24 protein-coding genes are annotated in these 25,318 nt (G+C 42.5%); 16 read left to right on the forward strand and 8 right to left on the reverse strand.

The features are described 5' to 3' along the window. Positions 1-120 precede the first annotated feature (120 nt). From brnQ to nadS, 3 genes are all read left to right on the forward strand, one after another. Complete coding sequence (brnQ, locus tag M1F26_RS03270) at positions 121-1,446, forward strand: branched-chain amino acid transport system II carrier protein (protein ID WP_004905565.1); 1,326 nt, start codon at positions 121-123, stop codon at positions 1,444-1,446. Positions 1,447-1,607: 161 nt separating this feature from the next. Continuing rightward, on the forward strand, positions 1,608-1,931 hold the full coding sequence (locus tag M1F26_RS03275; RefSeq protein WP_180359519.1) for a type II toxin-antitoxin system RelE/ParE family toxin: 324 nt from the start codon (positions 1,608-1,610) through the stop codon (positions 1,929-1,931). Positions 1,932-2,099: 168 nt separating this feature from the next. Continuing rightward, positions 2,100-2,402 carry a NadS family protein gene (gene nadS / locus M1F26_RS03280; RefSeq protein WP_096864520.1) on the forward strand — a complete coding sequence of 101 codons (303 nt, stop codon included), beginning with the start codon at positions 2,100-2,102 and terminating at the stop codon, positions 2,400-2,402. Between the two features lie 41 nt (positions 2,403-2,443). On the opposite strand, the gene ggt is transcribed toward nadS, so the two are convergent. From ggt to M1F26_RS03295, 3 genes are all read right to left on the reverse strand, one after another. After that, positions 2,444-4,210: a gamma-glutamyltransferase gene (gene ggt / locus M1F26_RS03285; RefSeq protein WP_140172092.1), complete on the reverse strand. Its 1,767-nt coding sequence runs from the start codon at positions 4,208-4,210 to the stop codon at positions 2,444-2,446. Positions 4,211-4,449: 239 nt separating this feature from the next. Further along, on the reverse strand, positions 4,450-5,052 hold the full coding sequence (locus M1F26_RS03290; protein WP_004905550.1) for a peroxiredoxin C: 603 nt from the start codon (positions 5,050-5,052) through the stop codon (positions 4,450-4,452). Positions 5,053-5,269: 217 nt separating this feature from the next. Then, positions 5,270-5,881 carry an ACP phosphodiesterase gene (locus tag M1F26_RS03295; protein ID WP_112307898.1) on the reverse strand — a complete coding sequence of 204 codons (612 nt, stop codon included), beginning with the start codon at positions 5,879-5,881 and terminating at the stop codon, positions 5,270-5,272. Positions 5,882-6,365: 484 nt separating this feature from the next. Between M1F26_RS03295 and queA the strand changes: the two genes are divergently transcribed. From queA to pgpA, 11 genes are all read left to right on the forward strand, one after another. Beyond that, entirely contained in the window at positions 6,366-7,436 is a 1,071-nt protein-coding gene (gene queA, locus M1F26_RS03300) for a tRNA preQ1(34) S-adenosylmethionine ribosyltransferase-isomerase QueA (RefSeq protein WP_140172093.1), read from the forward strand. Between the two features lie 91 nt (positions 7,437-7,527). Next, entirely contained in the window at positions 7,528-8,655 is a 1,128-nt protein-coding gene (gene tgt / locus M1F26_RS03305; RefSeq protein ID WP_140172094.1) for a tRNA guanosine(34) transglycosylase Tgt, read from the forward strand. A 94-nt stretch (positions 8,656-8,749) separates the two neighbouring features. Then, entirely contained in the window at positions 8,750-9,082 is a 333-nt protein-coding gene (gene yajC, locus M1F26_RS03310; protein ID WP_004905542.1) for a preprotein translocase subunit YajC, read from the forward strand. Positions 9,083-9,108: 26 nt separating this feature from the next. Beyond that, on the forward strand, positions 9,109-10,956 hold the full coding sequence (gene secD, locus M1F26_RS03315) for a protein translocase subunit SecD (RefSeq protein WP_071585895.1): 1,848 nt from the start codon (positions 9,109-9,111) through the stop codon (positions 10,954-10,956). Between the two features lie 10 nt (positions 10,957-10,966). Continuing rightward, complete coding sequence (gene secF / locus M1F26_RS03320) at positions 10,967-11,935, forward strand: protein translocase subunit SecF (RefSeq protein WP_140172095.1); 969 nt, start codon at positions 10,967-10,969, stop codon at positions 11,933-11,935. 245 nt (positions 11,936-12,180) lie between these two features. Next, entirely contained in the window at positions 12,181-12,630 is a 450-nt protein-coding gene (gene nrdR, locus M1F26_RS03325) for a transcriptional regulator NrdR (protein WP_004914623.1), read from the forward strand. A gap of 5 nt (positions 12,631-12,635) precedes the next feature. After that, complete coding sequence (gene ribD / locus M1F26_RS03330; protein WP_140172096.1) at positions 12,636-13,751, forward strand: bifunctional diaminohydroxyphosphoribosylaminopyrimidine deaminase/5-amino-6-(5-phosphoribosylamino)uracil reductase RibD; 1,116 nt, start codon at positions 12,636-12,638, stop codon at positions 13,749-13,751. Positions 13,752-13,841: 90 nt separating this feature from the next. Continuing rightward, entirely contained in the window at positions 13,842-14,315 is a 474-nt protein-coding gene (gene ribE / locus M1F26_RS03335) for a 6,7-dimethyl-8-ribityllumazine synthase (protein ID WP_004905531.1), read from the forward strand. 103 nt (positions 14,316-14,418) lie between these two features. After that, positions 14,419-14,835 carry a transcription antitermination factor NusB gene (nusB, locus tag M1F26_RS03340; protein ID WP_036958557.1) on the forward strand — a complete coding sequence of 139 codons (417 nt, stop codon included), beginning with the start codon at positions 14,419-14,421 and terminating at the stop codon, positions 14,833-14,835. A gap of 243 nt (positions 14,836-15,078) precedes the next feature. Further along, the gene (gene thiL, locus M1F26_RS03345) at positions 15,079-16,062 is read left to right on the forward strand and encodes a thiamine-phosphate kinase (protein WP_004905525.1); all 984 of its coding nucleotides are present in this window, start codon (positions 15,079-15,081) and stop codon (positions 16,060-16,062) included. Position 16,063: 1 nt separating this feature from the next. Continuing rightward, positions 16,064-16,582: a phosphatidylglycerophosphatase A gene (gene pgpA, locus M1F26_RS03350; RefSeq protein ID WP_140172097.1), complete on the forward strand. Its 519-nt coding sequence runs from the start codon at positions 16,064-16,066 to the stop codon at positions 16,580-16,582. Positions 16,583-17,283: 701 nt separating this feature from the next. Here the strand turns inward: pgpA and M1F26_RS03355 are convergent. The 5 genes from M1F26_RS03355 to fixA all read right to left on the reverse strand — a co-directional run bounded on the left by M1F26_RS03355 (position 17,284) and on the right by fixA (position 22,035). Further along, positions 17,284-18,609 carry an MFS transporter gene (locus tag M1F26_RS03355; protein ID WP_233618377.1) on the reverse strand — a complete coding sequence of 442 codons (1,326 nt, stop codon included), beginning with the start codon at positions 18,607-18,609 and terminating at the stop codon, positions 17,284-17,286. A 77-nt stretch (positions 18,610-18,686) separates the two neighbouring features. Then, complete coding sequence (gene fixX, locus M1F26_RS03360) at positions 18,687-18,974, reverse strand: ferredoxin-like protein FixX (RefSeq protein WP_004905518.1); 288 nt, start codon at positions 18,972-18,974, stop codon at positions 18,687-18,689. Next, positions 18,971-20,257: an FAD-dependent oxidoreductase FixC gene (fixC, locus tag M1F26_RS03365; protein WP_140172099.1), complete on the reverse strand. Its 1,287-nt coding sequence runs from the start codon at positions 20,255-20,257 to the stop codon at positions 18,971-18,973. Before fixC ends, fixX begins: the two co-directional genes overlap by 4 nt. A 54-nt stretch (positions 20,258-20,311) precedes the next feature. Continuing rightward, complete coding sequence (locus tag M1F26_RS03370; RefSeq protein ID WP_318837648.1) at positions 20,312-21,253, reverse strand: FAD-binding protein; 942 nt, start codon at positions 21,251-21,253, stop codon at positions 20,312-20,314. An 11-nt stretch (positions 21,254-21,264) separates the two neighbouring features. Next, positions 21,265-22,035: a putative electron transfer flavoprotein FixA gene (gene fixA, locus M1F26_RS03375; RefSeq protein WP_140172101.1), complete on the reverse strand. Its 771-nt coding sequence runs from the start codon at positions 22,033-22,035 to the stop codon at positions 21,265-21,267. A gap of 533 nt (positions 22,036-22,568) precedes the next feature. On the opposite strand from fixA, the gene caiT reads away from it, so the two are divergent. Together caiT and caiA are read left to right on the forward strand one after the other, a co-directional pair. Then, complete coding sequence (gene caiT, locus M1F26_RS03380) at positions 22,569-24,086, forward strand: L-carnitine/gamma-butyrobetaine antiporter (RefSeq protein WP_140172102.1); 1,518 nt, start codon at positions 22,569-22,571, stop codon at positions 24,084-24,086. A 34-nt stretch (positions 24,087-24,120) separates the two neighbouring features. Continuing rightward, positions 24,121-25,263 carry a crotonobetainyl-CoA dehydrogenase gene (caiA, locus tag M1F26_RS03385; RefSeq protein ID WP_140172103.1) on the forward strand — a complete coding sequence of 381 codons (1,143 nt, stop codon included), beginning with the start codon at positions 24,121-24,123 and terminating at the stop codon, positions 25,261-25,263. The last annotated feature ends 55 nt before the right edge of the window (positions 25,264-25,318 follow it).

Consider the following 25,318-nt stretch of genomic DNA (forward strand, 5'->3'; position numbering starts at 1 on the left):
TATACTTTTTTATATTGTTAACAGTATGTTTATCAGAATTCTATCTCGCTATATATATTTCAAAGGGTTGCTAAGTGTAAACCCATAATTTTCTATTTTGTCACTTAAAAATAACATAATATGGCTCATCGTTTATCATCAAGAGATATCATCGCATTAGGCTTTATGACTTTTGCGTTATTCGTCGGGGCAGGAAACATTATCTTTCCCCCTATGGTTGGTTTGCAGGCAGGGGAACAAGTTTGGACTGCGGCACTAGGGTTTTTGGTTACTGGTGTGGGTTTACCTGTTTTAACGGTTATTGCGCTGGCTAAAGTGGGTGGGGGTATTGAAGCACTAAGTACGCCTGTTGGCAAAACTGCAGGGTTACTATTGGCGGTTGTTGCTTATTTGTCGGTAGGGCCTCTATTCGCAACGCCAAGAACGGCAACTGTATCTTATAAAGTCGGTATCGCACCATTATTCGGTGGTGAGTCCGATATGCTATTACTGATCTACAGCGTGGTTTACTTCGTTCTAGTTATTGGTATTTCATTATACCCAGGAAAACTGCTCGATAGCGTTGGGCACATTTTAGCGCCTGTAAAAATGCTAGCTTTGGCTATTTTGGGTATTGCGGCTGTCATGTGGCCTGCGGGTGACCCGATTCCGTCAACAATAGAATATCGTGAGATGGCTTTCTCGAACGGCTTTATCAATGGTTATCTGACAATGGATACCCTCGGTGCGATGGTATTTGGTATCGTTATTGTTAATGCGGCGCGTTCAAGGGGTATCGAAAACTCTTCATTATTAACTCGTTATACTATGTGGGCAGGGTTAATTGCAGGGGTATTATTGACGCTGGTCTATTTGTCATTGTTTAAGCTTGGTGAGAATAGTGGTTCGTTAATTCCAAACCCTGCTGATGGCGCTGACATTTTACATACCTATGTCCAATATACTTTTGGTAATTACGGTAGCTTCTTCCTCGCGGTATTAATATTTGTTGCTTGTATGGTAACTGCCGTCGGCTTAACTTGTGCTTGTGCAGAGTTCTTCAGCCGGTATGTACCGATTTCTTACCGTAAACTGGTATTGATCCTAGGTGTGTTCTCCATGGTGATCTCAAACTTAGGTTTGAGTAAGTTAATCGCCTTCTCATTACCCGTGCTAGTTTCAATTTATCCACCTTGTATTGTCTTAATTTTATTAAGCTTTACATTGAAGTGGTGGAAAAACCCAACGATAGTGATTGCGCCGACAATGTTAGTCAGCTTTGTGGTCGGTCTAATTGGCGCCGTAAAAGCGTCAGATCATCTGAAAGGTTATATTCCTGAATGGATGACTGCAATGCCACTGTATAAGCAAGATTTAGTCTGGGTATTACCAACTGTTGTTGTGATGGTCGTGGCAATTTTATGCGATAAGTTTGTGGCACCCGCTGCGCAGCATAAACAAGTATAGTAATTTCAATTATTGAATCGAAGGGCCGCTAATGTTAGCGGCCTTTTTTTGTGTAACCAGAGCGGTTACATAACTCGTTTTGAATGGGGCTAATGATATTTTTTGTTGAAGTTAGTACGGAGTACTAGTAAATTGGATAGGAAATGCGCAAGGAGGTGCAAATGAATTATTTAGAGTTTGTTGAAACTAGAATTTTTAGTCAGCAACGTAAACTAATTATGGAAGATAATGAATTTCAATTATTTCAGGCCTTCTTATTAGAAAACTATGAGTATGGTGACGTAATAAGCCGCTCTGGAGGATGTAGAAAAATACGTTGGAGAGCCTTAAATAAAGGAAAACGTGGTTGTGTTAGGGTTATCTATTATAACAGAACCATGAGCGGTAGGTTGTATTTGCTTACGATTTATACTAAGAACGCAAAGGAAGATTTGAATGAACAAGAAAAAGCGATTTTACGAGCAATCATTCAAAAGCTTGCTTAATGGTTAAATATACTCGTAATCTTTCAAGTTGCAGCGGTGTTGATTACGCTCAGATAGCCGAGTCACATAGTTTATCTATGCTTTCCGTCTATCTTCCTTTATCACCTAACTGCCGCTCGAATTATTTAAAATATAGAATTGAATGAGTTATGTAATAAGGATAATGGTATGGGAAAAAAGCTTTTTGACGATTTAGTGAGTAGCTTAGAAGAGATGGTTGCTATCGAGAAAGGTGAATTAGTTCCTGCTAGTGAAAATATTCATCGCTTCGAACTACCAGATGTTAAAGCTATTCGTAAACACTCTGGTATGAAACAACAAGAGTTTGCAGAAGCGATAGGTTCTAGTGTTGATTTGGTCCGTAGCTGGGAACAACAACGTCGGTTTCCATCAGGAATGGCCCTCAAATTGTTGTATCTTTTAGAAAAGAAACCAAGCCTGATTAATGAGTTGAGGGCCATTCATATTTAATCCAACCCCATCAGTGAAGGGGTTGGATCCTTCGACAGCGATTAATCAACCCCAACTGCACTGCCTGCTGGGCGCCTTACGTCATTCGAGCCATAGATAAAGCCTTCGCGTACTTTTCCTGAAACAGCGGAATCATTACCCGAAGATTTGGCACTAACACCAGCGCCTTCAGGGATCGCGACCATAATCAACTCGGCAGCTCCCCATGGCGTTTGCTCAACCATCTGGTAACCCATTTTATCGAGGAGCGCTAAGGTGTCTTTAGAAACCCCTCTTTGCTCATAATAAACCTCATCAGGGAGCCATTGGTGATGAATACGTGGCGCATTAACGGCTTCTTGCGGTGGCATACCATGGTCGATAATATTTAAAGCGGTTTGCAGCGTAATTGAAATAATCCGTGAGCCTCCCGGTGAACCGAGAACTAAAAATACCTTGCCATCTTTCGTCACGATAGTCGGGCTCATGGATGATAATGGGCGTTTACCCGGTGCAATAGAGTTGCGTTCCCCTTGTACTAAGCCATATAAATTCTTCTCGCCGACTTTCGTGGTGAAATCATCCATTTCATCGTTTAAGAAGAACCCTGTCCCCGGAGGGATAACAACAGAGCCGAATCGGCCATTAATCGTATAAGTCGTTGAAACCGCATTTCCTTTTTCATCTACTACAGAGTAATGTGTTGTCTCTGGTTTTTCGTGTGGCCCTATTCCCGGTTGAACTTGGGTTGATGGCGTTGCTTGGTTGGGTTTGATTTCTTTGCGTAACTCTTCTGCATAAGCTTTACTGAGTAATTTTTCGGTTGGATTATCGACAAATTCAGGGTCACCAAGGAAGGTGTTTCTATCCATATAAGCATGGCGCATCGCTTCTGTAAGAGTATGAATATAGTCCGCAGAGTTAAAGCCCATTTCTTTGAGGTCATATCCTTCTAAAATATTAAGCGTTTGGCAGATAGTTACCCCGCCTGAACTAGGTGGTGGAGCAGAGATAAATTGATACCCTCTATAGGTACAACTGACAGGCGCTGTATCTGTAATTGTAAAATCCGCAAAATCTTTTGCTGTTAAGATACCACCATTTTTTTTCGATGCTTCTTCAACAATTTTGGGGATTTCTCCTTCATAAAAGGCAGATGGGCCATTTTTGGCAATTTTTTCTAGAGTGTTAGCTAAATCGGTTTGGACTAATAAGTCGCCTGGTTGGAAGGCACTGCCATCTGGTTTTAAGAAGATACGAGCCACTTCAGGGTCTTGTTTAAAACGTTCTGTTGTGGTGTCGAGAACATCGGTATCTGCACGGGTTAGAGTAAAGCCTTCTCTGGCTAATTTTATGGCAGGAGCCATCACCTGTTGGCGGCTCATTGTCCCGTATTTTTCTAAGGCATAGTCTAGGCCTTTAACGGTACCGGGTACGCCAGATGCGAGGTAGCCATACAAGCTGGCATCTTTAATCAATTTACCATCTTTATCTAGATACATATCTGCACTAGCGGCACCGGGGGCAGTTTCTCTAAAGTTGATGAATAAATCTTTGCCATCAGCTAGGTGAATAGTCATAAAGCCACCACCACCGATATTGCCGCAGCAAGGGTTAACAACGGCTTGTGCATACCCTACCGCAACAGCTGCATCAATGGCATTACCGCCTGATTTTAGAATATCAGCCCCAATTTGTGATGCTAAATGTTGGGAAGAAACGACCATGCCTTTTTTTGCTTCAACCGCAGGTTCGGAGGCGGCATATAGTTGACTGGAAACAAGTAAGGAAAGAAGTAGAACCGCAGGGCGTAATGATGTTTTTATCATTCGTATCTCCCAGTTAAGGTTAGGTGAGGTGTTCTATCGCACAAATATTCAATATGAATAATTTGTTAATTATTTGTGCTTTTAATGTATAGCACACAATAATACAAAACATTGAGTATTTGAGTTAAGAATTGTTAACTGAGTGGAATAATTGCTAGTAGGAAGAGAAAAGATAGACTTGGTTCACAAAAAGTAAAAAGCGGGCCTAATGCCCGCTTTTCAAAAACTCGCGTAACGAATTACAGTTTTGCAGAGTTTTTAGTCAGGTAGTCAGCAACGCCTTTTGGAGAAGCATTCATACCTTCTTGGCCTTTTTCCCACTGAGCTGGGCAAACATCACCGTGCTCTTCGTGGAATTGCAGCGCGTCAACCATACGCAGCATTTCGTCAATGTTACGGCCTAATGGCAGGTCATTAACGACTTGGTGACGGACAACACCGTTTTTGTCAACGAGGAAAGAACCACGCAGTGCAACGCCTGCATCTGGGTGTTCAATACCGTAAGCTTTGATGATTTCGCGTTTGATATCAGCAACCATTGGGTATTTAACTTCACCAATACCACCGTTATCTACTGGTGTTTTACGCCATGCGTTATGAACAAACTCAGAGTCAAAAGAAACACCTACAACTTCTACGCCACGTTTTTTGAATTCTTCGTAGCGGTGGTCGAATGCGATCAGCTCTGAAGGACAAACGAAAGTAAAGTCCATTGGCCAGAAAAAGATCACAGCTGGACGGCCGTTCAGGTGGGTTTTCAGGTTGAAGTTATCAACGATTTCACCATTACCTAAAACAGCTGCAGCAGTAAAGTCAGGGGCTTGACGTGTTACCAGAACCATAATTTACTCCTATGAGTTTGAATTAAAGTTTTTTGTCCTGTCTATTTAATCACTGATAAATAGTGTGGACATAGACTGCCAAAAGAATAGAAAAATATCTTTTGATAATAAAGACATTTAAACCGATTATTGTGATAGGTTTTGGCTATCAATCATACTGGTTTATTAAATTAATATCAATAAGATAGTTTTATTCCATTAAAGTGCAAGCTTTAATTTATTCCTTTGTGTTAATTGTGACATTTTGTACAAAAAAATGTTGCAGCGCATTAGCCATCATTTCTGGATAAAATTGAAAGAAAATATTTTCTAACGCATCATACTGAAATAAAAAGTCGTTAAATGAACCACTTAGCGCTCCAAGCTTGGGGCGCCTTCTCGCCATACCATTCAGTGATTTACCAATATAATTTTTATCCGCATAGCGTATCAGCCACTGCTGTGGCCAAAGGAATTCATTTAACTCCTGAAATTTTTCAGGAGTATGACAAAGTTGTGGCTCAATTATTGTTCGGCAGTCGCGTACAAAGCCCGCTAGCGATATTGATGGCTCAATAGTCGACCAGTGCAGCGACAAAAAATGATCCCAGACTAAATCCAAGGTTATGGGCGCAACACGGCGATATTCATCACGAAACAACAACTTAGCTTCTTTGACTAAAGGGTGGGTATCCGTAATGCGGTCGACGGCTCGATGCATAAAGATACCAGAGACAACTTCAGATGAATAAAGGCCCGTAGGGTTTCCGCGGACGTAGTCAGCCATGATGTTGCCGAGCAAGGAGCTGTCAGCGAGGTGGGCCAGGTGGAGGTGCGCTAAATAATTCACTTTAAAATGTCCGTCGTCTTTCAAACCACAGGGGTGTTAGCTTCGTAAAGCCACCCGAATCACATACTCATGTATGCTCATCGGGATATCTTTACTTGCTGCTTACCTGTGATTCGAAATCCATAGGACATGCAGCGCAGCTTAGCTAGCTTTTTGATTGCTCAAACTATAGCAGTAATTATGTTGAATTCGAAACTCACAGGACATTACTTGGCAGAGGAATAAAGAATTCCTCTAATTCGAAATTCATGGGGTATCAGTACTGAGAGAAAAAAATAAAAAAGTCGAAATAAATTTGTCATGAAAGTTTATTGAAATTGAAATAATTCATTCTTTGAATGAACAAATAGCGTACAGAATTTTTTGCTAACAAAATATTTGTTAAATAATGGTGTTTTTCTGTACTATTTTACGCTTATTTCTTGCGCCAAAGTCAGCGCGGCACTAGACTAGTCGCCTGTTTTTTTAGATTGATGTCAATACAATGCGTGTTTCTGATTTTACTTTTGAATTACCTGAAGAACTGATTGCCCATTATCCGCAGGCTGAACGTAGTTCTTGCCGCTTATTAAGTCTCGATGGCGGTTCAGGGCAGCTCACGCATGGTGTTTTTACCGATATTCTAGAAAAATTGGAGCACGGTGACTTGCTAGTGTTCAATAACACTCGCGTGATCCCTGCACGGTTATTTGGGCGCAAAGTTAGCGGTGGTAAAATTGAAGTTCTGATTGAGCGTATGCTAGATGAACACCGCGTATTAGCCCATGTTAGGGCATCAAAAGCGCCAAAAGAAGGGGCTGAATTACTGTTAGGTGAAGATGAAAGCGTGAAGGCGACCATGGTCGCGCGTCATGGTGCATTGTTTGAACTGTGCTTTGATGATGAACGTGATGTATTAAGCATTCTAAACCAAATTGGTCATATGCCTCTGCCGCCTTATATTGATCGCCCTGATGAAGAGTCAGATAAAGAACTTTATCAAACCGTGTATAGTGAAAAACCAGGGGCTGTCGCAGCACCAACGGCAGGTTTACACTTTGATGAGCCGTTACTTGAAGCATTGCGCCGAAAAGGCGTAGAAATGACGTTTGTGACATTGCATGTGGGAGCCGGTACCTTTCAACCAGTACGTGTTGATACTATCGAAGATCACATTATGCATTCTGAATATGCAGAAGTGCCACAAAAGGTCGTGGATGCCGTTTTAGCCTGTAAAGCTCGAGGTAATCGCGTTATCGCCGTTGGAACGACGTCTGTTCGGTCACTAGAAAGTGCCGCAAAAGCAAGCCAAGACGCTTTAATTGCTCCATTTTTTGATGATACCCAAATCTTTATTTACCCTGGGTATGAATATCAGGTGATAGATGCACTAATCACCAACTTCCACTTACCTGAATCTACATTAATTATGTTGGTTTCTGCGTTTGCTGGATATAAAAACACCATGAATGCATACGAAGAAGCCGTTAAACAAAAATACCGTTTCTTTAGTTATGGTGATGCTATGTTTATTACCCCCAATACAAACGCTCGATTTGAGAAAATTGGTGAGTAATCAGTTTTATAAGCGGTGGCATCGGCTGCTTGCTTAGCAAATTAATATTATCGATAGCAACAGACTGTTTTTCTGCTGCTAGGAGGCAAATGTGAAATATGAATTACAAACGACTGACGGCAATGCACGCCGTGGTCGCTTAGTATTTGAGCGCGGCGTGGTGGAAACCCCTGCATTTATGCCAGTAGGAACCTACGGTACAGTCAAGGGGATGGCCCCTGAAGAAGTGAAAGAAACTGGCGCTCAAATCTTATTAGGGAATACTTTCCACCTGTGGTTACGTCCGGGTCAAGAAATTATGAAGTTACATGGTGACCTCCATGACTTTATGCAATGGCAAGGGCCAATTTTAACCGATTCAGGTGGCTTTCAGGTCTTTAGTCTTGGTGCGATGCGCAAAATTAAAGAAGAAGGTGTGCATTTTCGCAACCCTATCAACGGTGAAAAAGTTTTCCTAAGCCCTGAAAAATCGATGGAAATTCAGTATGACCTCGGCTCAGATATTGTCATGATTTTTGACGAGTGTACGCCGTATCCAGCAGATTGGGACTATGCAAAAACATCAATGGAAATGTCGTTGCGTTGGGCTGCACGTAGCCGCCAACGCTTTGACGAACTAAACAATAAAAATGCTTTGTTCGGTATTATTCAAGGTAGTGTTTACGAAGATTTACGTGATATTTCAGTTAAGGGACTGGTGGAAATCGGCTTTGATGGGTACGCTGTAGGCGGCTTAGCCGTAGGCGAACCGAAAGAAGATATGCACCGAATTTTAGAACATGTCTGCCCGCAAATTCCAGCTGACAAACCTCGTTATTTAATGGGAGTTGGCAAACCTGAAGATTTAGTTGAAGGGGTTCGCCGTGGTATCGATATGTTCGATTGTGTGATGCCAACACGAAATGCACGAAATGGGCATTTATTTGTGACAAATGGCGTGGTAAAAATTCGTAATGCTAAGTATAAATCAGACACATCAACACTGGATGCTGATTGTGACTGCTATACTTGTCGTCATTATAGCCGTGCTTATCTGCATCACCTTGATAGATGTAATGAAATCCTTGGTGCAAGGCTCAATACCATCCATAATTTACGTTATTACCAGCGTTTGATGGCAGGTATTCGCCAAGCCATTGAAAATGGGAATTTTGAAGAGTTTGCTAAAGATTTTTACCAAAAGATTGGTAAACCCGAACCTTCATTAAATATCGAGTGAATTTAAGTGCGAAATGCCACTAATCTGTGTAGCATATCAAACTTAGCTTTTTTGTATGTAAAATTGCTTTCAATAAAACAATGAGGAAAGTTGAATGAGTTTTTTTATTTCTGAAGCAGCGGCGTCAGCAGGTGCACCAGCGCAAGGTAGTCCATACACCATGGTTATCATGCTTGTTGTTTTCGCGCTGATCTTCTATTTCATGATTTTGCGTCCACAGCAAAAACGTGCGAAAGAACACCGTAAATTGATGGAATCTATCACTAAAGGTGATGAAGTTTTAACAACTGGCGGTTTAATCGGGCGTGTAACTAAAGTGTCTGAAACCGGTTATGTGGTTCTTGAGTTGAGTGAGAACACAGAAGTAACCATCAAACGTGATTTCGTTGCTGCTGTTTTACCTAAAGGCACAATGAAAGCAATTTAATTCTGATTCTCCCGAAGGGAACTGCCGTGCTAAACCGTTATCCTTTGTGGAAGTATCTGATGTTGATCTTTGCGATCCTCATCGGTTTGCTTTATGCACTTCCAAACCTATATGGTGAGGATCCGGCTGTTCAGATCACTGGCGTGCGGGGAACCGCCGCCAATGAACAAACGCTGATCCAAGTCCAAAAATCGTTAAAAGACGATAAAATTGAGAGTAAATCTATCTCTCTAGAAAATGGGGCAATTTTAGCCCGATTCAACAACTCTGATGTTCAGTTACGTGCGCGTGAAGTGATCATGAATGCACTGGGTGACCAGTATGTTGTTGCATTAAACCTTGCACCTGCAACGCCTAAGTGGCTCGAAGCGATCGGTGGTGAACCGATGAAGCTTGGTCTTGATCTGCGTGGTGGGGTTCACTTCCTGATGGAAGTTGATATGGACACTGCATTAGGTAAATTGCAGGAACAAAACATGGATGGTTTGCGTAATGACCTGCGTCAAGAAGGCATTGCGTACTCTTCTATTCGTAAAGGCAATGATTACAGCGTGGAAGTTCGTTTCCGTAACGCGGACGATCGTAGCCAAGCTGAAAAAGCATTGTCTCGTAAATACCCAGACTTAGTCTTTAGTGATGGCAGCGATAACACCATGATTGCTGTTATGACCGACGAGCGTTTACGTGAAGCACGTAACTATGCAGTTTCTCAGAACATTACTATTATTCGCAACCGTGTAAACCAATTAGGTGTTGCGGAGCCACTCGTTCAACGCCAAGGTGCTGACCGAATTGTGGTTGAATTACCCGGTATCCAAGATACTGCTCGCGCAAAAGAAATTTTAGGTGCGACTGCGACATTAGAATTCCGTTTGGTGAATACTTCAGTCGATTCTTCCGCAGCAGAAAGTGGCCGTGTACCAGGTGATTCAGAAGTTAAATATGACCGTGAAGGCATGCCTTACGTTTTATATAAGCGTGTGATCTTAACGGGTGACCATATTACGGACTCAACCTCTGAAGCGGATGAAAATGGCCAACCACAAGTGAGTATCAGTCTTGATAGTGCTGGTGGTTCTATCATGTCTGACTTTACACGTGATAACCAAGACAAGCTGATGGCAACGCTGTTTGTTGAATACAAAGACAGTGGTAAAAAAGATGCAACTGGCCGTTCAATTTTGGTGAAAGATGAAAAGGTCATCAATGCGGCACGTATTTCTGCGCGTTTTGGTAGCAAATTCCGTATTACGGGTATTACTAACGGTACTGAAGCTCGCCAGCTTTCATTACTGTTACGTGCTGGTGCGTTGATTGCGCCAATCCAAATTGTTGAAGAACGTACCATTGGTCCAACACTGGGTATGCAAAATATCGAGCAAGGGCTGAAAGCATGTATCGCAGGCCTGTTAGCTTCTATCCTGTTTATGATTATTTATTATCGTAAATTTGGTCTGATTGCGAGTAGTGCGCTGTTAGCAAACTTGGTGTTAATTGTTGGTGTGATGTCCTTATTACCGGGGGCAACACTGACCATGCCAGGTATTGCGGGGATTGTATTAACCCTTGCAGTTGCAGTCGATGCTAACGTTCTTATTAACGAACGGATTAAAGAAGAGCTCAAGAACGGTCGATCTGTTCAGCAAGCGATTCATGAAGGGTATAAAGGCGCCTTCTCAAGTATTACAGACGCAAACTTAACGACACTTATTACTGCGATTATTCTATATGCAGTGGGTACTGGGTCTATTAAAGGCTTTGCGATTACGACAGCGATTGGTGTCGCAACCTCTATGTTTACAGCTATCGTCGGTACACGTGCTATCGTGAACCTGCTTTACGGCGGTAAACGTATTAACAAGCTGTCAATTTAAGGAGCACGTTGTGGCACAGGATTATACTGTTGAACAATTGAACTATGGTCGTAAAGTTTATGACTTTATGCGCTGGGACAACGTTGCCTTTAGCATTTCTATCGTATTACTGATTGCTTCTTTTGTGATTATCGGCATCAAGGGTTTTAACTGGGGCTTAGATTTTACAGGTGGTACGGTAATTGAAATCAACTTAAGTCAGCCAGCTGATTTGGATAAAATTCGTGATAGTTTGTCTAACTCGAACCATAAAGATCCACTAATCCAAAACTTTGGTAGCAGCCGCGACATCATGATCCGTATCCCGCCTATTGAAGGCACCGCGGGTCAAGAAGTCGGCAAAGAAATTATCACGATTATCAACCAAAGTGTGGATGATAAAGCAACCGTAAAACGCATTGAATTCGTGGGGCCAAGTGTTGGGGCTGAATTGGCGCAAACAGGGGCTTTGGCTCTGTTAACTGCGTTGATTTGTATCCTAATCTATGTTGGGTTCCGTTTTGAATGGCGCTTGGCTGCGGGTGCCGTGCTATCTCTTGCGCATGACGTGGTGATTACTTTAGGTATTCTGTCTTTGTTCCATATTGAGATAGATATGACTATCGTGGCGTCATTGATGTCGGTTATCGGTTACTCGCTGAATGACAGTATCGTTGTATCAGACCGTATCCGTGAAAACTTCCGTAAAATTCGTCGTGGGACACCGTACGAAATCATGAACGTCTCTTTGACGCAAACATTGAGCCGTACCATTATGACATCAGCAACCACATTATTAGTGGTTCTGATGCTATACCTGTTCGGTGGCGCAATGTTGGAAGGCTTCTCATTGGTTATGTTAATCGGTGTAACTATCGGTACTATCTCATCTATTTACGTGGCTTCTGCATTAGCACTGAAGATGGGTATGAAGCGTGAACACTTGATGCAAGCGAAAGTCGAAAAAGAAGGTGCAGACCAAGAGTCGTTACTGCCTTAGTTTTAAAAACGATGAGTAACTAAGCCAATTAGGCTCAAAATAGTTCGTGTTGTAGGTAGGCGGCAAGTGTAATTAATCCCTAGGATCATACATAAAGTATGTGACTAGGGTTAATAAACGATGCCAATACCCCTACGACGCGAAATATGAAGAGCAACGAGAACACCCTAGGAGGCATCTTCTAGGGTGTTTTTTCTCGCATAGTAGGGTAAACTATCTCCCCCTAAATAGATTCAGGAAACGCTATGCACTGCCCATTCTGCTCAGCTGTAGATACGAAAGTTATTGACTCGCGTCTGGTCGGTGAAGGGTCCCAAGTCCGTAGACGCCGCCAATGCTTACTGTGCCATGAACGCTTCACAACCTTTGAAGTGGCTGAACTTGTCATGCCTAGAGTCATTAAAAGCGACGATATTCGTGAGCCTTTTGATGAAGAAAAGCTTAATCGTGGTATGCAAAAGGCATTAGAAAAACGGCCTGTAAGTTCTGATGATATTGAACAAGCTATTATTTCTATTAAATCCCAGCTTAGGGCTACCGGGGAACGTGAAGTCCCGTCGAAATTAATTGGCAGTTTGGTTATGGATGAGCTGAAAAAGCTCGATAAAGTTGCCTATATCCGTTTTGCTTCTGTTTACCGCAGCTTTGAAGATGTGCGTGAATTTGGCGAAGAAATCGCTAAATTACAGGATTAACGCCAATGATTGAACAAGACAACATGTATATGGCTCGTGCTTTTGAGTTGGCACGAAAAGGGCGTTTTACCACATCACCTAATCCAAATGTCGGGTGTGTGATTGTGCGTGATGGTACTATTGTCGGTGAAGGGTATCATCAAAAAGCGGGGGAACCCCACGCAGAAGTCCATGCACTAAGGATGGCAGGAGATAAAGCGCAAGGGGCAACGGCTTATGTCACCCTTGAGCCTTGCAGTCATCACGGTCGTACCCCACCTTGTGCAGAGGCGCTGATCAAAGCGGGTGTAAGCCGCGTTGTTGCTGCCATGCAAGACCCAAACCCTCAAGTTGCGGGCCGTGGCCTGTATATGTTGTCGCAAGCAGGGATTGAAACGCACAGTAATGTTTTACTAGATGATGCTGAAGCGGCAAACTGCGGCTTTTTAAAACGTATGCGTACCGGGTTTCCTTATATCCAGTTGAAACTTGCCGCTTCACTCGATGGCAAAACCGCCCTTGAATCAGGGGAAAGTAAATGGATTACCAGCTCGGCAGCTCGCAAAGATGTACAAGCTCTTCGAGCCGAGGCTAGCGCTATCTTAAGTACGAGCAGCACGGTTGTTGCTGATGACCCTTCTTTAACGGTACGTTGGAACGAGCTCCCATCAGACATCCAACAAGTTTATCCAGAAAACCAAGTGCGCCAGCCCATTCGTATTGTGTTGGATAACCACAATCGTGTGACTTCTGGCCATAAAGTCACTCAATTAGATGGTGAATGCTGGTTAGTGCGTTCAAACCCAGATGAAAATGCAGTATGGCAAGGGCAAGTTGAGCAACTCGCTGTTCCTGCTGATGAAAACGGCACCGATCTCGTTATTTTGATGATGCAATTGGCTAAACGTAATGTGAATAGCATTTGGGTTGAAGCAGGGGCAAAACTTGCAGGCTCATTGCTTAAGTTAGGTTTAGTGGATGAGCTGATTGTCTATATTGCGCCTAAATTATTAGGAAATAGCGCTCGAGGTCTGGTGGACTTCCCACCGCTTAATGCCCTTATTGATGCGCCAAAATTTGAATTTACAGAAGTGAAGCAAGTCGGGCCAGACCTACGCGTCAGGCTTCGTCCCGTATGGTAAGTGGTTTTTTTGAAAATCATACGTACGATACACGAAAGAATGTGATAAAATCCGCGCCCCGCGGGTTATAATTAATATTAGAGGAAGGCTATGAACGTAATTAAAGGTGTTGTTGCTGCTCCACAAGCGCGTGTTGCTATCGCTATCGCTCGTTTTAACAACTTTATTAATGATAGTCTGCTGGAAGGTGCTGTTGATGCGTTAGAGCGCATTGGTCAGGTTTCAAATGACAACATCACAATTGTGTGGGTTCCAGGCGCTTATGAGCTACCGTTGACCACAAAAGCATTAGTTGAAACTAATAAATATGATGCAGTAATTGCATTAGGTACCGTTATTCGTGGTGGTACAGCTCACTTTGAATATGTTGCAGGTGAATGTAGTTCCGGCCTATCTCATGTCGCGATGAACAGTGAAGTGCCAGTGACTTTTGGTGTGTTAACCACTGAAAATATCGAACAAGCCATTGAACGTGCGGGTACTAAAGCAGGTAATAAAGGTGCTGAAGCTGCACTGACAGCACTTGAAATGATTAATGTAATTAAGGCCATCAAAGGCAAATAATACACAATTAGCTCTTTGTTGCCGTTTTTTCGCCACAATGGTGTAGATAACGCAATGCAACAAGTGTTTTTTGTGTACAGTTTTTAAATTTAAGGGGAATCTTGTGAAACCTGCTGCTCGTCGCCGCGCTCGTGAGTGTGCTGTACAGGCCATTTATTCATGGCAATTATCTGGCAATCCAATTGCTGAAGTGGAATATGAGTTTATTGCTGAACAGGATATGTCAGACGTTGACGTAAACTATTTTCGTGAACTGTTATCAGGTGTTGCGACCAACGCGACAAAACTTGATCAACTGATGGCGCCTTATTTATCTCGTCAGCTAGAAGAGTTAGGGCAGGTAGAAAAAGCGATTTTACGTGTCTCTATGTTTGAATTAAGTTTCCGTGAAGACGTACCTTATAAAGTTGCAATCAACGAAGGTATTGAATTAGCGAAAGTTTTTGGCGCAGAAGATAGCCATAAATTTGTTAACGGTGTATTAGACAAAGCGGCACCTGCAGTTCGTCGTAAAAAATAATAATATCAGGGTTCCCTCCTGTAGCACTACGGTAATAAATAGGTAGGCTGGGTTCCAGTCTACCTTTGTGTTTATATGCTCGCGATATTTCAATGACAGGTGAGCGAAGAATAATTGTAGCCAATTAGATACGCTGTTTAGGTTAGCAATTGTGTGCTATTTACCTATTATTGAATTATTAGGGTGTAAATTATTTGCTTCGTCTCAAACGAAAATAGATATAGCGAAAACGGAAAATCTACCATGTCATATGGCGAATTTGACCTCATCGCGCGTTATTTTAACCGTCAAACCACTAACCGACGTGATGTTAATATCGGTATTGGCGATGATTGTGCGTTGATGACCATTCCAGAAAAACAGCAACTTGCAGTAAGTACTGACACTCTCGTTTCTGGTATCCATTTCCTACCTACCATTTCACCGGCTGATCTTGCTTATAAATCATTAGCATCTAATTTAAGTGACCTTGCAGCGATGGGCGCAGACCCTGCATGGGTTTCCTTAGCCATTACATTGCCTTGTGTTGATTGCGATTGGTTGCAATCTTTCAGTGATAGCTTGTTTGAACAGCTTAATTATTATGGAATGCAATTGATTGGTGGTGACACAACTCGTGGGCCAATGAGTTTAACGTATACGGTTCATGGTTTAGTACCAAATGGTAAGGCGATGTCTCGCGCAGGAGCGCGTAATGGCGATTGGATTTATGTCACTGGTACTCTCGGTGATAGCGCGGCAGGCTTAGCTATTTTGCAAGACAAACTGAATGTTGAAAATGTAGAGCATCAAGAATGGCTAATTGCGCGCCATTTACGTCCGCAGCCACGGATTTTACAAGGCCAAGCGTTGAGAAACCTGGCTTCTTCTGCAATTGATATTTCGGATGGTTTAGTTTCCGATCTTAACCATATCTTGAAAGCGAGTGGTTGTGGTGCACGGATTAATTTAGATGCATTGCCTCAATCAGAAGCGTTGAAACAAAGTTGTAGTATTGAGCAAGGGCGTTTATGGTCTTTGAGTGGTGGTGAAGATTACGAACTCTGTTTTACTGTTCCTGAAATTAATCGTGGAGCGTTAGAGATGGCATTAGCGCATACGGGGTCAGGCTTTACGTGTATCGGGCAAATTAAGCCGCAGTCTGAAGGAATTAGCTACTTTTGCAATAACCAAGAAGTTGATGTAAACCTAAAAGGTTTCGATCATTTTGTTTCGGAAGGTGCATAGAATGGCAAGTCGCCAAGAAAAAGCAGAAGCAAAAAAACGGCTGAATATGCGTAACCCTTGGCACTTATTGGCTACGGGTTTTGGTAGTGGCCTTTCGCCCATTGTGCCTGGCACAATGGGCTCTCTTGCTGCGATACCTTTCTGGTTATTAATGGCAAACATGCCAATTTGGAGTGTGTGGGTACTCATTATCGTGGGTTTTTGGATTGGTTGCCTAATTTGCCAACGCACTTCCGACGATATGAAAATTCATGACCATGGCAGTATTGTTTGGGATGAATTTATTGGGATGTGGATTACGCTAATGGCGATCCCAGTTGTTGATTATGAGTGGGTCATTACCGCCTTCTTTATTTTCCGCATTTACGACATGTGGAAGCCATGGCCAATACGGTTTTTTGACCGAAAAGTCAGCGGCGGTTTTGGTATTATGATTGACGATATCATTGCGGCGATTTTTGCTTATGTCACTATTTGGTTGTTGGTTTGGTATGACATTATGCCATTCTCAACCAACTAAATATGCGTCATATTTTGCGCTGTGGCGTTGTTGGCTGCGTTCGGTTACCCGAATCACATACTTGTGTATGCTCATCGGGATAACCTCGATTGCCGCCTAGCCACAACCCAAACTATTTAGCGTATTGGTATTTATCGTATTTCAAACTAAATACGCGTCATATTTCAAATTGTAGGGGTGTTGGCTTCGCTTATTCGCCCTAGTCACATACTTGTGTATGCTCCTAGGGTCTTATTCGCTTGCCGCCTACCTACAATCTGAACTATTTAGCGTATAAATACGTGTCATATTTCAAATTGTAGGGGTGTTGGCTTCGCTTATTCGCCCTAGTCACATACTTGTGTATGCTCCTAGGGTCTTATTCGCTTGCCGCCTACCTACAATCTGAACTATTTAGCGTATAAATACGTGTCATATTTCAAATTGTAGGGGTGTTGGCTTCGCTTATTCGCCCTAGTCACATACTTGTGTATGCTCCTAGGGTCTTATTCGCTTGCCGCCTACCTACAATCTGAACTATTTAGCGTATAAATACGTGTCATATTTCAAATTGTAGGGGTGTTGGCTTCGCTTATTCGCCCTAGTCACATACTTGTTTATGCTCCTAGGGTCTTATTCGCTTGCCGCCTACCTACAATCTGAACCATTTAGCGTATAAATACGTTTATATTTGATGTGATTGCATATCGTGGTGACTTCTTTTACTTCTTTTTGCGCCGAATACCCATCACTGAGGTTTGTGCTAAGGTTAACCCTTTGGTTTCTGGTGCAAATAGAATCGAAACAATTAGCCCGAGTAAAGAAACGCCTGCCCCCATTAATACCACCGAACTGACACCGTATTTAGTGATAAACAGCGGTAATGCCCACGTTGAAAAAATGGTTCCAATACGGCTGATGGACATTATTACCCCAACGGCAGAGGCTCGAATATCTGTTGGAAACAGTTCATTAGGGTAGAGCCATTGTAAAATACCCGGCCCGCCGGAGAAGAAAGCGTAAATGCCAAACATAATAATCACAAGGCAAATACCGAGGTTTGAGAATAGCCCAAGTATGGCAAGTGCAAGGGTCATAATCGCAAAGCTACCAATCAATAGTGGCCGCCGGCCCATTTTATTTAACCAATACATCGCGGGTAAACAGCCTAACATAAAGAATAAGCTAATAACCACGTTACCCAGTGCGGCATTTTTCCCCTGATCCCAGCCCAATTGCCCAACAATTTGTGGGCCAAAGGTGTAAATTGCAAACATCGGGATCACTTGACAGGTCCAAATAATGGCAGTGAATAGAACAAAAGAAAAATGGCGCTTAGTGAATAATTGAAGAAAGTGTGTTTTTTGTTGTTCTTCGGCTTCAAATATTACGGGTTGGCCAAATAACTTTTCCATCATTTTTTCACATTCTTTAACGCGCCCTTTGCGGATCAACCAAAGAGGTGATTCAGGTAAATCAAAACGACCAATCAAAATAATAATACAGGGGATCACTGAGCTACCAAGCATCCAGCGCCAGCCATCTTCCACGTCATATAGCATATAGCCGACGAGATTGGCACAGGTTGCACCCACATACCACATTGCCGCAATAAACCCGACAGCAAATGCGCGCTGTTTAGTATTGGAAAACTCAGTGATCATTGACGTTGCAATTGGATAGTCCGCACCTATTACTATCCCGATTAAGAACCGCATGATAAGCAGCTCCATCGGTGTTGAGACAAACATGGTCGCCACTGAAATAGCACCAATGGCAACAATATCAATTAAAAACATTTTACGACGACCGACTTGGTCGCAAATATAGCCGAATAGAGAAGTACCGATGAATAGGCCCGCTAATGTTGCAGCGCCTAATAAGCCAATCCATTTACTACTTAAGCTTAATACGGGTGTGAGTTGTTCTAAGGCAACGCCGATCAGGACTAATACATAACCATCCAGAAAAGGCCCTCCACTGCCCCAAAGCATAATCCGCCGATGAACGGAGGAAAATTGGATATCATCAAAACTTTTTGGTTTCATTATGCATCCCAGTGTCAGCGTAAATAACCGCTTGAAAACTCTCGAAGTTATTAGCTCCGAGAGTTATGCTAAATAAATCAGCCGTAACGAAATTCAATACCGAAAGTGCCGCGTGGGTATTCCCATTTTTCTAATGCGCTACCTAAGCCAAGAATGCGGCAGGTTCCACATTCAAGACAACCGGCATAATCGAAACGTACTGAGCCGTCCTCTTGTTTTTTATATAATCCCGCTGGGCAAGCTTTAGTTAATGTTTCGAGCACATTCATATCTGGATGCTCTTTTATCACAATATGCGGGTTTTCTTCATCGACATTAAATTTATTAATGCCGAGTTTGACATCAACGTTGACTGGATTACTCATATTGCTCTGACTCCTTTAATTCCATCTTTGAGCAAATTCATAAAGCCCACTTTCTTCGCGTGTTGTAACATGGTCTTACGTAAAGGCACAGGAGCTTCATCTGAAATAGTGAAGAGTTTTTTGGCAATACCAACCGCCATTTCTGGGTAAGCAGAAAACATGCGCGGGTTATCCAAAAACTCAGGCATTTTTTGGTACATTTTCATGTCCCGCAGTGGGCCTTCGTTGAGCAGTGTGAGGTATTGATTTAAATTTTGTTTGCTGAAATCGTCAGTTTTCATTGCGCTAAGTACCGCTTTTGCTGCCGCTTCACCTGAAGCAACGGCTAAGTCCATACCTCGAATAGTAAAACCTAAATTCATACACATACCAGCCGCATCACCAGCAATTAATACCCCATCACGTACTAATTCTGACTGCATTTTTAAACCTGCTTCAGGAACAACGTGAGCGGCATATTCGACCATTTTTCCGCCTTCAATCAACGGTGCAACGGCGGGGTGCTGTTTAAAGTCTTCAAGCATTTGCGGAACAGATTTTTTAGCGTCTTTGATGTGGTGTAAGCCACAGACTAAACCTAAAGAAATAGTATCTTCATTGGTATAAAGGAAGCCTCCGCCCATCAAGCCATCGGTCGGTGAGCCTGCAAATAGCCAAGCAACGCCCTCGTTCTCATTTAAATTAAAGCGGTTGCACAACACATCTTTTGGTAGTTCAATTAATTCTTTAACCCCAACGGCAACATGTTCTGCATTGACGCGTTTTGTCATACCAAGTTGTTCTGCCAATAGTGAATTGACACCATCTGCTAAAATGACCACTTTAGCTTCAAGAACATCACCATCAGCCTCCACACCGACGACCTTGCCATCACGTTCAACTAACTTATCAACTCGAATACCCGTAATACACTGTGCACCAGCATTTTCGGCCTGTTCAACTAGCCATGGATCCAATTTACCGCGTAGTACAGACCAAGACGTTTCATCAGGGCTTTGTTCTGAGCCATTTTGGAAATCAACTGTAACAGCGCCAGTTTCGGTCATAAACGACAGTTTTTCGCGTGTGATCATGCGCTCAATAGGCGCTTCTTGGGTAAAGCCTGGAATAATGCGTTCTAAGCTATGGGCATACATTCGCCCACCTGTTACGTTTTTACCGCCCGCGTAGTTTCCTCTTTCGATTAGGAGAACTTGCGCACCTTCACGGGCAAGCACCAATGCAGCCACAGAGCCGGCTAGGCCTGCACCTACAATGATTGCATCAAAAATATCATCGGACATAGTTTCTCCAAAGGTCACTAAAACAGTGAGGAAAATGCCTCACTGTTATTGAGTTTATTTCGCCAGTTGTTGCGTTAAAGCAGGTAAGATTTTGAACAGATCGCCTACTATCCCGTAGTCAGCAAATTGGAAAATAGGGGCATTTTTATCTTTGTTGATAGCGACGATAGTTTGTGCGCCATTCGCACCGACCATATGTTGAATTTGCCCTGAAATGCCGACGGCAAGATAAAGTTCAGGTTTGAGCATTAAGTTGGAAATACCCACATAGCGCTCATGTTCCATCCATTTTTCATTTTCTGCGACTTGGCGGGAACAAGCGATTTCAGCACCTATTGTGTCGGCAAGCGTTTTAGCAATAGCGATGTTTTCTTGACTACCAATACCCCGTCCTATACTGACAACTAAGCGTGCTTTATCTAATTCAACTGAGCTACCTGCTTTTTTCTGAATCGAGGTACGTACAATAGATTGTTTTGGTTCGACCCATTGTGTAGCTTGAGCCGTGCCGTTACGTGATGCATCACTTGGGGCTGCTTCAAATGTACCAGAGGTAAGTGTTGCAATTGAAAATGCGCTATCTAGAGTCTCTTGACCGAAGGCGAGACCACCGTAAACCATATGTTTAATTGCAGGTTTTCCAGATTCGATTGTAACTGCTGTTGCATCGTTAGAGACGACTGCTTGTAGTCTAGCCCCTAAGCGTGCTGCTAGTAATTTACCTCTACGGGTATTCGGTAACAGTAATAAACCTTTATCACCATGCTGTTTGATGGTTGAAACGATAGTGTCTGCATAATCTTCAATAATACGGTCGTCGGGTTTACCTGCTAATTGAAAAACTTGGGTCGCACCAAGTTGAAAAGCTTGTGAGCTTTGCGCTTCATCTAGGGCGAAAACATTGACTTGCTCACCAAGGGTGAGAGCACCGCCGATAAGTTCAGGCAAACGGGAAGTCATGTCACTAAATACCCAAACGGTTGATAATTTGCTCATAACTCCTCCGATTAAATGATTTTTCTTAAATGTTCTGCAAATTGCGCAATTTGGTCATCTCCATCACCTTCAATAATGATTCGCTGGCGAACTTTTTGTTTAGGCGCTGAGATAGATTGAGACGATAATGCGGCAACGTTATCTAAGCCAATATCTGCCATCGTCCAAGTTTGGACGGGTTTTTTAGCAGCACCTAAGATGGCTTTCATGGATGGAATAACGGGAACGTTAATATCGGAGGTAACAGCGATAATGGCTGGTAATGGAAGGGATAACGTTTCAATTTCGTCTTCCAGTTCACGCTCTACAATCACCGTATCGGCTGTGATAGAAACAATGTTTTTCACACCATTAATGGCAGGAACTTGCAGGGTTTCACCTAATAAAATACTCACTTGTTGTGCATTGAGATCTGCGGAACCATCACCGCAAATAATTAAATCAAAGCCCACTTTCTGTGCCGCGGCACCAAGGGTAATCGCAGTTTGATGGGGCAGTGCATGCTCAAGTTGGTCATCAATCACAACAACCAGCTCATCTGGGCCACGCGATAGCACATCTTTACGTGCTTTCATATTCGTGAGTGCTTTACCACCAATACTTAACGCAATTACTTTGCTGTCTGCTTGCTGCGCTTTTATTTGGTTGGCAGTTTCAATTGCATTTAAATCATATTGACTGATTTTGGTATCGGCACGTGAAAAATCTAAAGAACCATCTGAGCTATTTACAATAATATCTTGTTCATCAGGAACAGATTTATAGCATGTAATAATATTCATTACATCTCCTAAAATAATATTAATAAATATGATCCGTTTCGGTTTCGGATTATATAATTATCATGATCTGGATATTTAAAAATAAAACCTAAGTCACCAATATTGAAAACCTTAAATTAAAGGGAGTTTAATTACTCATACTGATACCCTACTCACCAATATTATAAAAATCACCTAGTTATCAATGAAATGTTCAATATTGCTACCTGAATCACCAATACTGAAGGTATTTAATAACATTAACGTTACACAATATTTTATCTCTATGTATTTATTGGTATTTAGAGTTATTTTAAATAGAAAAAACAATAACAATTATTTATCACGAATAATATTGTGACCTTAATAACAGAATTGTTAATGGGGACTAGACATGATTTAGATAGAATTTGAATTAATACTTAATTAGGTTTCTCGGGATTTAATAATAAATATAAGTTTTAAATAAATGTAAGTATGAGGTTATGTATTAGGTGTTGAGAATAATATCTATTTTAAAACTTATGTATTAAATAATAAATTGGGATCGAACTATGAGCAAAGAAAATAAAAAAGGTGGGATAGAACCGAAGGTTTTTTTTCCACCGTTGATCATTGTTGGACTATTGTGTTGGTTAACTGTCCGTGACCTTGATGCTTCAAATGAAGTTATCAACCAAGTTTTCAGCTATGTCACCAATGTGTGGGGCTGGGCATTTGAGTGGTATATGGTCGTGATGTTTGGTGGCTGGTTTTGGTTGATTTTAGGGCCATACGCTAAGAAACGCCTAGGAGAAGAGAAGCCTGAGTTTAGCCGAGCAAGCTGGATTTTTATGATGTTCGCATCTTGTACTTCGGCCGCCGTGCTGTTTTGGGGGTCGATTGAAATCTATTATTACGTTTCTGCACCGCCTTTTGGCTTTGAATCTTATTCAAATGAGGCCAAAAATATTGGGCTTGCATACAGCCTATTTCACTGGGGACCACTCCCATGGGCGACCTATAGCTTCTTATCTGTCGCATTCGGTTATTTCTTCTTTGTGCGCAAAATGGATGTTATTCGTCCAAGTAGTACGCTAGTTCCTCTGGTAGGGGAAAAACGGGTAAACGGGTGGTTTGGTACGCTTGTTGATAACTTCTATCTCGTTGCGTTGATATTAGCAATGGGAACTAGTCTAGGATTAGCAACACCGTTAGTTACTGAATGTATTCAATATTTATTTGGTATTCCTCATACCTTACAACTTGATGCCATCATCATTTTCTGTTGGATCATCCTAAATGCAATTTGTGTGGCTTTCGGCCTGCAAAAAGGGGTGAAAATTGCGAGTGACGTCCGTAGCTACCTGAGTTTCTTGATGTTGGGATGGGTATTTATTGTTGGTGGCGCTAGCTTCATTGTGAACTATTTCACCGATTCTATCGGTGTCCTAATGATGTATATGCCTCGCATGCTGTTTTATACCGATGCGGTAGGTAAAAGTGGCTTCCCACAAGGCTGGACAGTGTTTTACTGGGCATGGTGGGTTATCTATGCCATTCAAATGTGTATCTTCCTCGCGCGTATTTCTAAAGGCCGTACCGTCCGTGAGTTGTGTATCGGGATGGTGGCAGGCTTGACGGCGGGAACAACGTTAATTTGGACTATTTTAGGGAGTAACACACTCCAACTTGTTGACCAAAATATTATTAATGTTCCCAAACTAATTGAAGAATTCGGCGTTGCGCGCGCCATCATTGAAACATGGGCTGCCTTACCTTTGAGCACTGTAACAATTTGGGGCTTCTTCATCCTCTGCTTTATCGCCACTGTGACACTCATTAATGCCTGTTCCTACACCCTCGCTATGTCGACTTGTCGCGCAGTGAAAGATGGTGATGAGCCGCCATTGTTAGTGCGCATCGGTTGGTCTGTCTTAGTCGGTGTTATCGGCATTGTTTTGCTGGCGTTAGGCGGATTAAAACCCATTCAAACAGCGATAATTGCCGGAGGATGCCCACTTTTTTTCGTCAACATCATGGTAACGCTCTCCTTTATTAAAGATGCCAAAGTGCATTGGAAAAATGACTAATTTACTCAGAAACAACATTTAAGAGGTTATTGATATGGATTTTAGATTGAATGATGAGCAGGAGCTGTTTGTCGCAGGGATCCGTGAACTGATGGCCAGTGAAAACTGGGAAAGCTATTTCGCTGAATGTGACCGCGACAGTAAGTATCCTGAACGCTTTGTAAAAGCGTTAGCGGATATGGAAATCGATAACCTGCTGATCCCAGAAGAACATGGCGGCTTAGATGCAGGGTTTATCACCGTTGCTGCGGTATGGATGGAGCTGGGTCGCCTGGGAGCACCAACCTATGTGCTGTACCAACTACCGGGCGGTTTTAATACAGTGCTAAGAGAAGGAACTCAAGAGCAGATTGATAAAATCATGGCGTTCCGCGGTACGGGTAAACAAATGTGGAACTCGGCGATCACTGAACCGGGGGCTGGCTCTGACGTAGGTAGCCTACAAACCACTTACCAACGCCGTAATGGCAAAGTGTATTTGAACGGTAGTAAATGTTTTATCACCAGTAGTGCTTACACCCCATACATTGTGGTGATGAGCCGTGATGCGGATTCACCAGACAAACCTGTTTTCACCGAATGGTTCTTAGATATGAGCAAACCAGGTATCAAGGTGAACAAACTTGAAAAATTGGGTTTACGCATGGATAGCTGTTGTGAAATCACTTTTGATAATGTCGAACTTGATGAAAAGGACATGTTTGGTCGAGAAGGTAATGGTTTTAACCGTGTAAAAGAAGAGTTCGATCATGAACGTTTCTTAGTGGCCTTAACTAACTATGGTACTGCGATGTGCGCGTTCGAAGATGCGGCTCGTTATGCTAACCAGCGTGTTCAATTTGGTGAAGCCATTGGCCGTTTTCAGTTAATTCAAGAAAAATTTGCACATATGACGATCAAGCTCAATTCAATGCGCAACATGTTATATGAAACTGCATGGAAGAGTGACAATGGATTGATCACCTCTGGAGATGCAGCAATGTGTAAATACTTCTGTGCAAATGCGGCATTTGAAGTCGTGGACTCTGCGATGCAAGTACTCGGTGGTGTAGGAATTGCAGGTGAGCACCGGATCGCCCGTTTCTGGCGTGATCTGCGTGTGGATCGCGTATCAGGCGGTTCAGATGAAATGCAAATACTGACATTAGGCCGTAGCGTACTAAAACAATACCGCTAATAACTGAACGTAATGGGATGGCTTTCAAGGGAAGGCCAACCCTGCTTCACAGGAG

The organism is Providencia sp. PROV048 (assembly GCF_033688165.1).
GTDB lineage: Bacteria > Pseudomonadota > Gammaproteobacteria > Enterobacterales > Enterobacteriaceae > Providencia > Providencia hangzhouensis.